The sequence below is a fragment of the Photobacterium jeanii genome, assembly GCF_001650345.1.
GTDB classification, from domain to species: Bacteria; Pseudomonadota; Gammaproteobacteria; order Enterobacterales; family Vibrionaceae; genus Photobacterium; species Photobacterium jeanii.
This window is the reverse complement of the sequence record NZ_LVHF01000012.1, coordinates 1,328,761-1,341,974: the sequence shown is the minus strand read 5'-3', so window position 1 is coordinate 1,341,974 and position 13,214 is coordinate 1,328,761. Positions and strand designations below refer to the sequence as shown.

Sequence of the window (13,214 nt, the reverse complement as noted above, 5' to 3'; positions counted from 1 at the left end):
GATGATTTCTTTTGATTTCAATTAATAGTGTAGCCTTGATATTGTCAGTGACAGTTTGATAAATAACAGTTGCACGGAGTTAGCGAATGACGCTAAGTATTTGGTTTTCCCTATTTCTTATTTCGGCCTTAGGTGCAATGTCACCGGGTCCTAGCCTTGCTGTCGTTGCCAAGCATAGTCTCGCCAGTGGACGTATACATGGAATGATCACGTCATGGTCACACTCTTTGGGAGTGGGGATTCATGCTTTACTTGGTATTTTAGGACTTGCGGTTGTTTTAAAACAGTCACCTACGCTTTTTACTGCAATTAGCTATGCTGGTGCTGGATATTTAGCTTACCTTGGTGTGAATGCGCTGCGTTCAAAAGGGGGAATTGCAGCTAAGTTAAAAGCAGGTGAGTCTACAACCATGGTTGAAGCGGCACGTGATGGTTTAATGATCTCATTGTTAAACCCTAAATTAGCTTTGTATTTTATTGCTTTGTTTAGTCAATTTGTCGCTCTGAGTGCAGAGTTAAGTAGCCGTGTGATTATTGTTGCAACTCCCATCATTGTCGATGGCTTGTGGTATACCCTGATTGCGATTATTTTGTCGCGTCCAAAGGTCTTAGAAAAGCTACGTGCCAAAGCACATTGGATTGATCGTGTCTCAGGTGTTGTATTGATCTTACTGGCTATGCGAGTTGTCTACATGGCGTAGCGGAATACGAGATTGAAACGAGATGAAAATAAAAAAGGAGCGATGAGCTCCTTTTTTAATGTTTGCGGCTAGCCTTTTTTGCTGAGGTGACGTTCTCGGTTTTCGAGTTTCTTCTCAGGTGATTTCTTTAGCATCACATATAACGCACCGTTACCACCGTGCTGGCGCAGTGCCGAGTGGTAACACATTACTTCACTGATTTGTTCTAACCATGTTGAGAGATAACTTTTCATCATCGCTGGTGGGTTAGAGCGCTCACCTTTACCGTGCACAATAATCACGGTGCGGATATCCATTCGGTGACACTGACGAAGAAAATGAAGCACTTCATCTCGTGCTTGCTTCAGTGTTTTACGGTGAAGATCAAGACGCGCTTGGATTTCGTATTTTCCTAAGCGTAGCTTGCGGAATACGCCTTCTTGAACACCATCACGTTTGAATTCCAGCATATCGTCAGGCTTGCACATTTTGGCGTAGTCTAGCGACAGGTATTCAGGATCACCTTCAGTGAGTGTTTGCGCAGCCAGACGACGGGCAAGTTGCGCCTCGGTCGTTTGGTGTTTAGTGGTGGTTTCGACTTTATCTTGTTTGATGGGCGCAACGTCGGCCATCATCTCTTTAAAGAGATCGAGTTCATCGTTATCTGACATGATGGTATCGCTTAAGAAACGGATATTGTCAGTATAATACGTCAATTTCGGGGGAAATTTGATCTTTGCAAGCGTGATTGCGGGACAATTAATCACTGTCTCGATCTTAGTCGGGTGAGTCGGTTGGTATTGAAAAGAGACCAGGGCCAAAGCACTGTGAGCGGTCGTGCTAACAGCATAGACCCTGGGTAGCAAGTTTTGCTAATAGGCTCTAGTGAGGAGACGGTGCAGAGAGTACTTTGTAAATTAAGAACCCTCCGAAAAATAGCATTAACCCCAAAGCACCAAAGATCACCAGCATTGACGATAAGCCAACTGCATTACCGAACAAAAGTTCAAGCCAAAAGTCCATATGTCCTCTCTAATGCCTTGTGGGATGATGGCGATAAGTTAACCGATGCTAATGATTTGTTATGATGATCTGGATCAATGGTGTTAAACCTGTTTCCTTTTTGTACGGCGCTTTGTGTGTCAGATCACTTAACATGCGGTAATATAAGCAAAATGTGTGTTTGGTAAGCAACTGAATATTTGATACAAAAAAAATCCCTCGAACCACTTGCGTAAATTAAACAGGCGAGTATTATAAGCGACCTCAACGGCGAACACGTTGAATCATGTCGGTGAATAGCGCAGCTTGGTAGCGCATCTGGTTTGGGACCAGAGGGTCGGGGGTTCGAATCCCTCTTCACCGACCACTATTACTTCTGTTGGATGCAAGTCGGGCAGAATAAATCTGGTAAGATTTAAAATATACGACTCGGTGAATAGCGCAGCTTGGTAGCGCATCTGGTTTGGGACCAGAGGGTCGGGGGTTCGAATCCCTCTTCACCGACCACTATTACTTCTGTTGGATGCAAGTCGGGCAGAATAAATCTGGTAAGATTTAAAATATACGACTCGGTGAATAGCGCAGCTTGGTAGCGCATCTGGTTTGGGACCAGAGGGTCGGGGGTTCGAATCCCTCTTCACCGACCACTATTACTTCTGTTGGATGCAAGTCGGGCAGAATAAATCTGGTAAGATTTAAAATATACGACTCGGTGAATAGCGCAGCTTGGTAGCGCATCTGGTTTGGGACCAGAGGGTCGGGGGTTCGAATCCCTCTTCACCGACCACATTATTTCTGTTGGATCTAAGTCGAGCAGAATGAATCTGGTAAGATTTAAAATATACGACTCGGTGAATAGCGCAGCTTGGTAGCGCATCTGGTTTGGGACCAGAGGGTCGGGGGTTCGAATCCCTCTTCACCGACCACATTATTTCTGTTGGATCTAAGTCGAGCAGAATGAATCTGGTAAGATTTAAAATATACGACTCGGTGAATAGCGCAGCTTGGTAGCGCATCTGGTTTGGGACCAGAGGGTCGGGGGTTCGAATCCCTCTTCACCGACCACCTTTAAAGCCTCGTCGAAAGACGAGGCTTTTTTCGTTCAGGTGATAAAACATTATTAGGTGAATAGCGTAGCTGGGTAGCGTATCTCAGCTCCTAGGAATCGCGGACCAGAGGGTCGGGGGTTCCCAGATATTCAAAAGCCAGCTCTTCACCGACCACCTTTAAAGCCTCGTCGAAAAGACGGGGCTTTTTTCGTTCAGGCGATAAAACATTATAAGGTGAATAGCGTAGCTGGGTAGTGTATCTCAGCTCCTAGGAATCGCGGACCAGAGGGTCGGGGGTTCCCAGATATTCAAAAGCCAGCTCTTCACCGACCACCTTTAAAGCCTCGTCGAAAAGACGAGGCTTTTTTCGTTCAGGCGATAAAACATTATAAGGTGAATAGCGTAGCTGGGTAGCGTATCTCAGCTCCTAGGAATCGCGGACCAGAGGGTCGGGGGTTCCCAGATATTCAAAAGCCAGCTCTTCACCGACCACCTTTAAAGCCTCGTCGAAAAGACGAGGCTTTTTTCGTTCAGGCGATAAAACATTATAAGGTGAATAGCGTAGCTGGGTAGCGTATCTCAGCTCCTAGGAATCGCGGACCAGAGGGTCGGGGGTTCCCAGATATTCAAAAGCCAGCTCTTCACCGACCACCTTTAAAGCCTCGTCGAAAAGACGAGGCTTTTTTCGTTCAGGCGATAAAACATTATAAGGTGAATAGCGTAGCTGGGTAGCGTATCTCAGCTCCTAGGAATCGCGGACCAGAGGGTCGGGGGTTCCCAGATATTCAAAAGCCAGCTCTTCACCGACCACCTTTAAAGCCTCGTCGAAAAGACGAGGCTTTTTTCGTTCAGGCGATAAAACATTATAAGGTGAATAGCGTAGCTGGGTAGCGTATCTCAGCTCTTAGGAATCGCGGACCAGAGGGTCGGGGGTTCCCAGATATTCAAAAGCCAGCTCTTCACCGACCACCTTTAAAGCCTCGTCGAAAAGACGAGGCTTTTTTCGTTCAGGCGATAAAACATTATAAGGTGAATAGCGTAGCTGGGTAGCGTATCTCAGCTCTTAGGAATCGCGGACCAGAGGGTCGGGGGTTCCCAGATATTCAAAAGCCAGCTCTTCACCGACCACCTTTAAAGCCTCGTCGAAAGACGGGGCTTTTTTCGTTCAGGCCCCTGCCGCCATATACAGTATCCTCTTATTAGGCTCTTGTTTTGTCTGTATTTTGTTCAAAAGAACGATAAATAGCGGTGAATTAACGCGTTTATTAGACTTGATGCGTAGTAGTGCTAAAATTGCGCATCAAAAATTTATAAGTGTATGTCATGAAAGCGCTAATTCTATTCTCTTGTATCCTTCTAACTTTAACTGGCTGTGCAACGAAAAAGATCCGAGTTGAGCCAGGTGCTCAAACTATTGCGAACATTTCAGAAACCTCAGCACGTCTATTGGGTTGTAAGTTACTAAAAGCTCATACCATTAAAGATGCTCACCCTAACAATGTGGATCGTGAGCTGAAAAATGTGACGTTCCAAAGTGGTGGTAGTCACTACAGCATTGTTGAAGTACTGGAAACCCGTAAGCGCCGTCCATCAAGCGTAGTTGCTGCGATTTACCAATGTTCAGCGAATACTCCTCAAGATACTAACAATGCTGAGTCAGTTAAGCTTCTACCGGGTGCGCACCAAGTAAAAGCGATCACTTTCGCTGAAATTGAAAATTCGGCTTGTAAGGTGTTGGGCTCTCAGTTTATTAAAGAAACGACGCCTGAAAACCTAGAAGTGAACCTTGCGAATGAAGCGTACATGATGTCGGGTAACCGTTACCAAATCACCAAGATTGTTGCAACAGAGCACGGTGCACCAACTTCAGTTTACGCTGATATTTACCGTTGTAAGCACAAGACTGCGCACTTCTAATCGATTTTTCTTTGCCCCCCCTAAATTACAAAGCCCCAGTGATTGTCACTGGGGCTTTTTGTATTAGGGTTAGGTGGTTAGCAGGTATTTAATTCGATGTTTCATTCGAGATTGGGTCGTGCTGAACAACAATTAACTCATCAGTATTAAAGCCTTTTTCTTTGGCGATCTGTTTAAACTCCTCAAGCAATGCCGCATCGACATTTGGCTTTCGCGATAACAGCCATAGATAATCTTCGTTATAACCAGACACAAACGCGTAGTCGTAATTTTCACCTAAGCCGAATACAACATACGACGAATAGAAGGGGCCCCAGAAGGAGACTTTTAAGTGGCCAATATTAGGCTCCGTAACAAAGTAGGCTTTTCCTAGTGCTTCTTGCCACTGGACGTTGTCTTGTGAATACCCTCGGTTGATAACGTTGATCCCGCCATCGTCACGCAATTCATAGGTCGCAGTGACATTGGATAGTCCTGATTCAAAAGAATGGTCAAGGCGAGCAATTTCGTACCAAGTACCGGTGAATTGGTTGATATCAAACGGCGTAACGGGTGTTACTTTACTGGGAACCGAGGTGCAGCCCATAGAAAGTAATAGGGTGAATAAAGAAAATAGTGCCTGTTTCATGTCCTTATATCCTTATTATTGTTCCTTGGACGCATTGTGGTTCTAATTCACTGATGAATTACCACTCACACTGAGATTGCCCTTCTTTGGTCAGTAAGCGCACACTGAAGCCTTTTTTAGTTAATAGTTGCGGTAGCCCTTTCTCGCCAAATAAGTGAAAAGCACCAACGACAACCATGTAATTACCCGCAGGGTAACGTTTTGGATCACTTAGCTGGTTAGCCCAATCCTGATTACGGTTATCAATCAAGATGGCATCGGTTTCCGGTGAGTAACTACTGTCGGCAAATAACTCCTCTAGCTTGGCTTTATCGCCTGTTTGCCAAGTGGCGAGTAGGCAATCGAGTTGGTCATCCATGCTCTCCCAGCCATGCAAGGTTGCAAGTAGCATGTCTAACCCGTTACTAGGTAGGCTTTTCATCATATCTATTTGCTTCGCGACGCTTTCTAATTGGTAGATTGGCATAGATTGATTAGCGGCACGCTCAAGCAAGATATAGTCAACGCCCAAATCTGCTTGTAAGCCAAGGTTATACGCTAATGCTAGCTGGATACTCATCACGCTGTACCAAGGTGGCACATAGGAAAGATCATTGGGAGAGAGCTTAAGTTGCTTAGCAACTTTGTTGAGAGTTTCGCTGTCTTCTTTACTTAGCAGGCTATGGGTTAGTGGTGGATTAAAAGTGAACGAAGGCATTTTAGTGTCAAGAATATTTGCTTCGACGATCAAACCATCCGCTTCCTGCCAATGATTGAGAAAGATCTGCGGTAGCGGGTACATATCTTGGTTGCCGACATGTACAGAACCAAGAATCGTGAATTGTCGCTGTCCATCAGTGGCGTGCCAAACTAAAGGCTCAGCCCATGATGGTATAGCGTTAAGGACGGCGAGTAAGGGAAGGAGAAATAGGCACTTACTCTTAAGATGACGAACAACAGATTTCAGCATAATGCTCCCACGAACTAATACACTGTGAACAAAGGTTTACCTTAGGTATATCACAGCTCCGTCAGCATGAACAATTTTGCGATTGAATGTAAGTTAAATGAAACAAGGGCTGATCTGAGATCAGCCCTGATGATTCTTTATTATCGATAATATTCGTTAATCATTCTCTAACGACGTGGCTTGAATAGTCTTAGTCGGTTTGCGTTACTCACCACAGTGATAGACGACAGCGCCATTGCAGCCCCTGCAACCACTGGGCTTAATAGTGTTCCCGTAAATGGGAATAACACGCCTGCGGCGATAGGAATACCCAGCGAGTTATAGACAAAGGCACCAAACAAGTTTTGTTTCATGTTTTTCAAGGTGGCATGAGAAAGCTGTAAAGCATCTGCCACGCCATGAATTGAATGGCGCATTAGCGTAAATTGCGCACTTTCGATGGCGACATCACTACCGCCTCCCATGGCTAAACCGACTTCGGCTTGTGCCAGTGCAGGAGCATCGTTGATTCCGTCACCCACCATAGCAATACGATGTCCGTGTTGTTGTAATTTGGCAACGAGATCGGCTTTACCATCGGGTAGGACACCAGCAATCACTTCATCAATATTCGCTTGGTTAGCGATGGCACGAGCGGTCAGTTCGGTATCACCTGTTAGCATCACCACGTTCAATCCCATTTTTTTCAAACGTGCGATGGCTTCGGCTGAGTCTTCTCGTAGTGGGTCGCTGATCGCGAACAAGCCTGCGAGTGTTTGGTTTACCGCGCAGTAGACAACGGTGGCACCCGTTTGAGCGAGGCGCGCATTGTCAGCTTGGGCTTGTTCCGTTGCAATACCGTATTGCGACAGTAGCAAGGCATTACCCAGCAAGACTTCATTATTGTCGATATGACCACGAATCCCTTTCCCCGGAATCGCCTTAAATGATGTTTGTTGGTGAAGAGGGACATCTGCCAATTTGGCTGCATCGACAAAGGCTTTCGCCAATGGATGCTCTGATTGTTGTTCAAGGCTTGCGGCCATCGTGAGCAGCTGTGATGTACTGAAATCTCCATAGGTCAGAGTTTCTGTGACTTTAGGTTTACCTTCGGTAATGGTGCCTGTTTTATCAAGTACTACCGTATCTACCTTGGCTGCTACTTGCATGGCTTCAGCGTCACGGATCAATACTCCGTATTCAGCTGCGCGACCAACCCCAACGGTGACAGACATTGGCGTTGCTAGCCCAAGGGCGCAAGGGCAGGCAATGATCAGCACAGTGGTAGCCGTTACTAACATATACATGGCTGATGGCTCAGGACCAAAGATGTACCAGAGTATTGCCGTTACTACCGCTATAAGCATGACAACAGGGACAAATACGGCTGAGATGGAGTCAGCAAGGCGTGCAAGTGCAGGTTTACTGCTTTGTGCTTGACGAACCAGTTGGATAATTCGCGCCAGCATGGTGTTGTTCCCAATTTGCTCAGCGCGGAAGATCAGGCTGCCGTTTTGGTTGATAGTACCAGCATGGACGGTATCACTTTGGGCTTTACTGACCGCTAAGGGTTCACCTGTGAGCATCGACTCATCAATGTAAGATTCCCCTTGTTCGACAATACCATCGACTGGCACCTTGGCGCCTGGGCGCAAACGTACCTGCATACCTTTTTCGACTTGCTCTAATGGCACTTCGATTTCTTCGCCATTGTGAATGATCACTGCGGTTTGTGGTTGCAGATCTAGTAAGCGCTCAATAGCTTGTGAGGTACGGCTGCGAGCCTTAGCTTCAATGGCGTGACCTAAGGTGATCAAACCAATGATCATGGCTGATGCTTCATAGTACACATGTCGCGCTTGGCCTGGGAACCAATCAGGAAACAGCACCACAATTGTGGAATAAAGCCATGCCGCCCCTGTGCCTAAAGCCACTAATGTATCCATGGTGGCGCGGCGATGGCGAAGCGATTTATACGCGTTGACGAAGAAGTGACGACCGCTGGTGACAAGTAGGGTCAGGGTGAGAAGACCAACAACTCCCCATGCGACTTGGCTGGTGGCTGAGTCGATCATCATGCTGCCACCAAACACGCCCCATGCCATTAATGGCACACCTAGCGCTAAGGCAATCAAGGCATTACGAATATGGGTTTGATAACTCGCTTGCTGATCTTCTTGTTGGCGCGCGCGACGTGTTTGCTCATCTTGGCTTAACTCGGCGCCATAACCAGCGGCATCGACAGCTTGGCTAATCGCTTCGGCTGATGCAGAACCGCTGACTAAAGCGGTACGCTCGGCAAGGTTTACTTTGACATGCTCAACCCCTGCGACCGATTGAATCGCCTGTTCGACTGATGCGACACAGCTGGCACATGTCATGCCTGATAACATAAATTGCAAGTGGTTAGCTTGTGCCTCAAGTTCTGAGCCTGTGCTTGCCTCTGTTACAGAGTGCTCGGTTAACGCAATGTCTTCCGAGGGTAATACACGCTCGTGACTGTTTGCTGTCTGTGGTGATGGTGCGTTAGCGTCATTATCATCGGGCATTACTGTTTCAGATAAGCTGGCTTTAAAACCGAGTGCTTCAATCAAGGCGATCACTTGCTCAGAGGCCAGTTCGGTGGTGATTTGGGCGGAAGTTTTGGTCACCGTAAATTCACTGATCGCTACGTCTTCACTTAAGGCCTTTTCAACTTTGGCAACGCATTTACCACAGTTTAAACCGGATAGTGCAAGGTCGATGAGTTGCGGCACTTTTGGCTCTGCAATGGCATAGCCTAATGCTTCAATCTCTTGACCAATTTCTTGTGCCGATAGTAAACCAGATACCGTAATTTCTGATTTAGAGACAGTGACTTGATTGACTCTTGGGTTTGCTTCAAAAGCGGTTTGTACTTTGGCAACGCAGCGACCGCAAGAAAGACCCGTTAATGGTAGCGTATGTTGTTGACCAACCCCGTAGCCTAAGCTTTCAATGGTCATGAAAAGCTCGGCAAGTGGTGCCTGACTGCGAATTTGAGCGCGCTCAGTATTAACCTCGGCATGCGTTTCAGCCAAAGTTTCAAGGGCCGTTTTGATTTTATTGGCGCAATTCATACAACGTACGCGTTGGAGCGGTAATGTATATTCAGCCATGATGAAACCTTCTTTTTTCGATTTTATTTGGTTCACGTAGGTTTAATTCTGACGTGTAAATTAGGTTCTCTATTACGAGTTGAGACAAAGAATAAACCTTCCATCAACTGGAAGGTCAACAAGAAATATGTCATCCTCAAAATAGTGTGATACCTATCGTATGTAAGCGGTGTGATTATGAATATCAGTGAAATTGCTAAGCAAACCGATTTAACGACCAAGACGATTCGTTTTTATGAAGACAAAGGCATTATCAGTGCGCCACAACGTGCGAGTAATGGCTATCGGCGTTATAACCAAACGCATGTTGCAGAGTTGAATTTGATCCGTCGTTCACGAATGGTGGGGTTCAATTTAGAAGAGTGTAAAGCGCTGCTTGCTTTGTCGCGTGATCCTGAGCGCAAGAGTGCTGACGTGAAAGAAAAGGCGCAGGAAAAGCTGGCTGAGATCGATCATAAAATCGCAGAGCTTCAACATATGAAACTGACTCTCGAAACACTCACAGAGCAGTGCCCGGGGAATGAAGGCTCGGCGTGTCCTATTATCGAGGGCTTACAGGGAGATAGCTTTCAGTCATCATGTTGTAAAAAAAGCCATGCTTAAAGCATGGCTTGATTGAAATTCGCTTACTGAGGTACGGATTGGAATTAGTACAGCAGTGAGTAAAGTTGACGGCGGTATTGGCCTGCAATCGGGTTGCCTTGACCTAGCGCGGCTAGAATATCCATCATGGTTTTCTTTGCATTGCCGTCAGCGAAATTCATGTCTTTACGTAGCAGAGTGATCAGTAGTTCAAGTGACTCCTCTTGGCGGTTCACTTGGCTGTATTGCACTGCTAGCTCGTAAGCAACTTGCGTATTGTCTGGTTCGGCTGCGAGCTTTTCTTCAAGTAGGCGGATCTCAGGTGATTCACTTGCTTGTTTGTGTAGCTCAAGTTTTGCCATCAAGCCTTTGTATTTAGCATCTTGATCTTGCATTGGTACGGTTGCTAGCAGGGTTTCCGCTTCGTCAAACTGATTGGTTTCGACCAAACATTCCGCCAACGCCAGTGTCACAATCGATTGTTGTGGGAATTTAGGAGCCAGTTCACGTAACAGAGGGAGTGCTTGGTTGTAGTCTTGGCTATCAACAAAGTTAAGTGCTTGCTTTAAGGCTATTTCATCTTGGCTTGGCAGATGTTTTGCCAGCATTTCGCGAAGGCTTTCTTCTGTTTGTGGTCCTGCTGAGCCATCGGCTGGTTGACCATTCTTAAATAGCGCTACAGTTGGTAGACCGCGCACGCCAAATTGTTGGGCAACCATAGGTTGTGCTTCACAGTTTAAGGTTGCGAGAGCGACCATGCCAGGGTAATCCGCGGCGATTTTGTTTAGCAGGTTATTTACCTCGGCAGTTTCCGGCATAGATGGGGCCCAGAAGCTAATTACCACAGGTGTTTGCATTGATTGTTCAATAACTTGCTGTAAATTTTGCTCGTTAATTTCGATAGCTGCGTTTTGGTACATGCCATTCATTCCATAAACTGTTTGTACCTACTATATGGGGATAAGCGTTCAGATATCAAGGTATTGAATGGTAGAGAGTGATCGCGCGGTGAAATGTGAAGCCCAAAAGTAAAAAGGAGAGCTAAGCTCTCCTTTTTAACCATTAAACGTCAGTAGCAGGGCGAGTGTGACACACGCACAAAGCAGGTTGAGCTGTCGTAGAGACATGGTGTTCCTCGGGATGGTTATCGTTTTTGTTTTTTATTCTTTTGTTGTGTCGGCTGGGTATGTCCAACAGTGACTAATTTACGATCACTCTGTGACAGTAATATTACGATATTGCTGATTTTTGATGAAAACGGACTATATCCCAAGGGGCGGGGTGTTTTTCTGATTTAACACAAAGGATTGCGAGTCAATATGGTCATTTAGCTGTGTTTTTTGTGTGAGAGAGTAAGAATTACAACAAAAGAGAAGATCATTCGAAACTCAGTGAATGATCTTCTTAGTTATCAGGTGGCTACTGGGTTAATCGCTCTTGTTGAGAATACGATCTAATAACGTGGACGGTAAGATCCGGCGCAAGAAGCCAAAGATATAAGTTGGTTGAGTGACGAAATAGCGGGCTTTAGGCTTATCGCTTTCAATTATCTGCAATAGTGGACGTAAAACCGCTTCAGTCGTGAGGGTAAATTTGCTAGATGGCGAAGATTTACCCAACCTTTCCAATGTGTTCTGATAATTTTCAGCATGACGCGATTGCTGCAAATCGATGTGCTTTTCAAACATATTTTTTGCATTTTCACGGAAATGACTTTCAATCGGCCCTGGCTCTATCAAGCAAATTTTAATCGGGGTGTTCATTAACTCAAGGCGAAGGGTATCGGTGTAACCTTCTAATGCAAACTTACTGGCGTTGTAAGCGCCACGGTATTTCATTGCTACTAGGCCTAGTACCGAGCTGTTTTGCACGATTTTACCGCGCCCTTGTTGCAGCATGACAGGGATCACTGCCTTGGTGAGTTCATGCCAACCGAATAAGTTAGTTTCAAATTGATCACGTAATGCTTGGGTTGGTAAATCTTCAAGGGCACCCGGCTGACCATAAGCCCCATTGTTAAACAATACATCGAGTGTCCCACCTGTAATGGTGAATACTTCTTCAAGTGCATTGTGAATTGAGTCAGTGTCGGTGAGATCGAGCTGAACACAGTGCAGCCCTTTTGCTCTGAGTTGCTCGACATCTTGTTGTTGTCGACAACTGGCAATGACCTGGAAGCCTTGTTGATGAAGAGCAAGGGCACAGTCATGGCCAATGCCAGTGCTACAGCCGGTGATGAAGATTGAAGTGGTCATTAGCGTCCTGCGTATTTATATGAATTGTTTTAAGGATCAAGCAAAAGAAGATAAAAGGCTAGTGCCTAGATAACAAGAGAAAAGACTTTTTAGTGATTAAGCTAGGGTGCTCTGTACTGAGGTGAATTTGGTTAGGTGAAAGTATCGCTATAGGTGATATGTAAAGGATTTACATAAAATATCTGTCCTTGATTATGAGGATTATAAGACATATGTTGCATATTTAATGTTGAATTAAAAGTTTGATTGTTTAATGTGAAATTAATTCATATCATATGGTCATCATTCAACGTAGAGCTAAAGCTTATGAAAAAGTCAATTTTGTTGTCATTGTTTGTTGCAGTTGGTTTGGTTGGTTGTGGTAATAGTTCAGATGATACTAAGCCAGATCCTAAAGTTGAAAAGAGCGCCTTATATGTAAATGTTCATTACGAACAAGCAAAAAATTTGACTCAAAATAGTGCTTTATTAAAAGGGTATGATTTTGGTGTTTTAACCCACATTAACGGCAATGAGTTTTATCAGACTTTGATACCTTTTGGGGATAATTTGGAATTATCTAAAAAGGGCTTTAATAACAAAGTTACTGTTGATGAGGAGAAAGGAATTAACCTTGATCCTGATGTTATTCACCCTGTGACAATTGAAAGCGAAAACCGCAAAGGTAGCTTATTGATTAATGTACCTGATGACGCGATGAACTTTGAGCTTCGTAAACTTGAAACTGTTTGGGAGTCAGGAACCAAATTCGTTGATGGAAGTAATGAATTAGAAATTGAAGGAGGGATTATTCGTTCAGGTAAGTATATATTTCCTCTAACTCACGTTTCAGGAACCTTCTATAAGTTCGACGGCGAGCATGTTACTGGCGAACATTACTTGTTAACTATGTACCGTGACAATGGAAAACTGTACTTGAATCGTGCGATGTACAGTAAAGATGGCAAGTTAATTCAACCACTTGATCCATTAGTGGCCAAATAACCGTCAAGGGCTAGCATCTGCTAGCCCTTTTCATTTTAATCCTCTAGCTATT

At 45.1% G+C, this 13,214-nt stretch carries 11 protein-coding genes and 6 tRNA genes; 10 read left to right on the top strand and 7 right to left on the bottom strand.

The window, feature by feature from the left end; translation table 11 throughout:
- Positions 1-86: 86 nt before the first annotated feature.
- Complete coding sequence (locus A3K86_RS07380) at positions 87-701, top strand: LysE family translocator (protein WP_068329928.1); 615 nt, start codon at positions 87-89, stop codon at positions 699-701.
- Between the two features lie 68 nt (positions 702-769).
- On the opposite strand, the gene smrA is transcribed toward A3K86_RS07380, so the two are convergent.
- Together smrA and A3K86_RS07370 are read right to left on the bottom strand one after the other, a co-directional pair.
- Positions 770-1,351, bottom strand: a complete 582-nt coding sequence (gene smrA / locus A3K86_RS07375) for a DNA endonuclease SmrA (RefSeq protein WP_068329924.1) — start codon at positions 1,349-1,351, stop codon at positions 770-772.
- Between the two features lie 211 nt (positions 1,352-1,562).
- The gene (locus A3K86_RS07370) at positions 1,563-1,703 is read right to left on the bottom strand and encodes a DUF3149 domain-containing protein (protein ID WP_068329921.1); all 141 of its coding nucleotides are present in this window, start codon (positions 1,701-1,703) and stop codon (positions 1,563-1,565) included.
- Between the two features lie 269 nt (positions 1,704-1,972).
- Here A3K86_RS07370 and A3K86_RS07365 point away from each other — a divergent pair.
- The 7 genes from A3K86_RS07365 to A3K86_RS07335 all read left to right on the top strand — a co-directional run bounded on the left by A3K86_RS07365 (position 1,973) and on the right by A3K86_RS07335 (position 4,648).
- Positions 1,973-2,049: transfer RNA gene (locus A3K86_RS07365), tRNA-Pro, on the top strand.
- 63 nt (positions 2,050-2,112) lie between these two features.
- Positions 2,113-2,189, top strand: a tRNA-Pro gene (locus A3K86_RS07360).
- A gap of 63 nt (positions 2,190-2,252) precedes the next feature.
- Positions 2,253-2,329 (top strand) — tRNA-Pro (locus A3K86_RS07355).
- 63 nt (positions 2,330-2,392) lie between these two features.
- Positions 2,393-2,469: transfer RNA gene (locus tag A3K86_RS07350), tRNA-Pro, on the top strand.
- A 62-nt stretch (positions 2,470-2,531) separates the two neighbouring features.
- Positions 2,532-2,608: transfer RNA gene (locus A3K86_RS07345), tRNA-Pro, on the top strand.
- 62 nt (positions 2,609-2,670) lie between these two features.
- Positions 2,671-2,747, top strand: a tRNA-Pro gene (locus A3K86_RS07340).
- A gap of 1,307 nt (positions 2,748-4,054) precedes the next feature.
- Positions 4,055-4,648 carry a DUF1471 domain-containing protein gene (locus A3K86_RS07335; RefSeq protein ID WP_068329918.1) on the top strand — a complete coding sequence of 198 codons (594 nt, stop codon included), beginning with the start codon at positions 4,055-4,057 and terminating at the stop codon, positions 4,646-4,648.
- Between the two features lie 88 nt (positions 4,649-4,736).
- Here A3K86_RS07335 and A3K86_RS07330 read toward each other — a convergent pair whose 3' ends face one another.
- The 3 genes from A3K86_RS07330 to A3K86_RS07320 form a co-directional block, all read right to left on the bottom strand.
- Positions 4,737-5,276 carry a lipocalin family protein gene (locus A3K86_RS07330; RefSeq protein ID WP_068329915.1) on the bottom strand — a complete coding sequence of 180 codons (540 nt, stop codon included), beginning with the start codon at positions 5,274-5,276 and terminating at the stop codon, positions 4,737-4,739.
- A 58-nt stretch (positions 5,277-5,334) separates the two neighbouring features.
- A complete protein-coding gene (locus A3K86_RS07325) occupies positions 5,335-6,225 on the bottom strand; it encodes a TraB/GumN family protein (protein WP_068329912.1) in 891 nt (296 codons plus the stop codon).
- 167 nt (positions 6,226-6,392) lie between these two features.
- Positions 6,393-9,341: a cation transporter gene (locus A3K86_RS07320; RefSeq protein ID WP_068329909.1), complete on the bottom strand. Its 2,949-nt coding sequence runs from the start codon at positions 9,339-9,341 to the stop codon at positions 6,393-6,395.
- Positions 9,342-9,518: 177 nt separating this feature from the next.
- On the opposite strand from A3K86_RS07320, the gene cueR reads away from it, so the two are divergent.
- A complete protein-coding gene (gene cueR, locus A3K86_RS07315) occupies positions 9,519-9,944 on the top strand; it encodes a Cu(I)-responsive transcriptional regulator (protein WP_068329906.1) in 426 nt (141 codons plus the stop codon).
- Positions 9,945-9,988: 44 nt separating this feature from the next.
- On the opposite strand, the gene A3K86_RS07310 is transcribed toward cueR, so the two are convergent.
- Together A3K86_RS07310 and A3K86_RS07305 are read right to left on the bottom strand one after the other, a co-directional pair.
- Positions 9,989-10,843 (bottom strand): co-chaperone YbbN, encoded by an 855-nt coding sequence (locus A3K86_RS07310; RefSeq protein WP_068329903.1) that lies wholly within the window; start codon positions 10,841-10,843, stop codon positions 9,989-9,991.
- A gap of 507 nt (positions 10,844-11,350) precedes the next feature.
- Entirely contained in the window at positions 11,351-12,178 is an 828-nt protein-coding gene (locus tag A3K86_RS07305; protein ID WP_068329902.1) for an SDR family oxidoreductase, read from the bottom strand.
- Between the two features lie 306 nt (positions 12,179-12,484).
- On the opposite strand from A3K86_RS07305, the gene A3K86_RS07300 reads away from it, so the two are divergent.
- A complete protein-coding gene (locus A3K86_RS07300) occupies positions 12,485-13,162 on the top strand; it encodes a hypothetical protein (protein ID WP_068329899.1) in 678 nt (225 codons plus the stop codon).
- The last annotated feature ends 52 nt before the right edge of the window (positions 13,163-13,214 follow it).